The 930-nt window shown below is 44.2% G+C and carries 2 protein-coding genes; one reads left to right on the top strand and one right to left on the bottom strand.

Going from position 1 to position 930, the window contains the following annotated elements; all coding sequences use genetic code 11:
* Positions 1-123 precede the first annotated feature (123 nt).
* On the top strand, positions 124-261 hold the full coding sequence (locus tag QTO00_RS20215; protein WP_331426343.1) for a hypothetical protein: 138 nt from the start codon (positions 124-126) through the stop codon (positions 259-261).
* A gap of 73 nt (positions 262-334) precedes the next feature.
* Here the strand turns inward: QTO00_RS20215 and QTO00_RS20210 are convergent.
* A partial coding sequence (locus QTO00_RS20210; protein WP_331426342.1) for a LysR substrate-binding domain-containing protein occupies positions 335-930 on the bottom strand: 596 nt, incomplete at its 5' end.

Here is a 930-nt window from a genome sequence, read left to right as displayed (position 1 = left end):
ATGTTAACTGAGTTAACATCCTTTATTTTTTGAAACCTAATACATGGAGTCTCCATCAAAAGATGGCGATACGGTGATTTTTCAACCGGGAAGGTTACTACGACCAAACTAGAGGTTCTTTCGATGACTATTAATAAGTACTTTGTATTCGTTCCACCACAACAGGAGCGTTCAATAGATACGGAAAATAAAGTGGCTAATGAAGAAGAAACTCAACGTCAGGCTTTAGTAAAACAAGCTCAGCAGCAAGGCGGCTTGTAATACGGCTAGGTTTCAAAATATAGAAGGGAGCACATTGCTCCCTTTTGCTATCTTACCGAGTGTAGAATAGCGGCTAAACCTTGGCATTGTTTTTAAAGTTCTTGAGCAAATACTGGATACACCAAGATTTAGCTTCACCAATCTTGTTGCGCTTCCACGCTAGAATGATTTCCATTGGCAGAGGCTTAGTGTCGCTAATCTGCTTAAGTGTTCCATTCGCTATCAGTTCGCTTGCTAGGCCTTTGGGCAATGTTCCAATCCCCAGCCCGTTTTTAAGTGCGTCTACCTTAGCAGCAAAATTTGTCACCGTTAGGCGTGGTTGCCGCTGGGTAATGTTGACACTAATTGCCGGTTGCTCTCGCGCGGTATCGGCAATGGCGATAACACGATACTTTTCGCGCGCCTGCTCGTCAAACACCCCGCTACGTCTATGGATATAGTGCTCACTCGATGCAACCCATATCATCTCCATATGTCCGATGACTTCTGCTTTGACATCTTGCGGCAGTATCTCCATTTTCGGACACACCAACAAATCTGCTCGTCCTGAGTTTAGAGCTTCCCAACAGCCGGCTAAGATCTCTTCTTGGAGCTTAATTCTGGTCGAGCTGACATTGCTCAAATCATTAACCAAGCTGAAGAAGTTTTGAACTGGGATGATTCCATCAT

The organism is Vibrio sp. M260118 (assembly GCF_036533755.1).
GTDB lineage: Bacteria > Pseudomonadota > Gammaproteobacteria > Enterobacterales > Vibrionaceae > Vibrio.
This window is presented reverse-complemented; position numbering and strand designations above follow the sequence as displayed.

Bases quoted from the DNA above. Each gene is read 5' to 3' on its own strand.
- QTO00_RS20215 (WP_331426343.1), top strand. From the start codon at position 124: ATGACTATTAATAAGTACTTTGTATTCGTTCCACCACAACAGGAGCGT.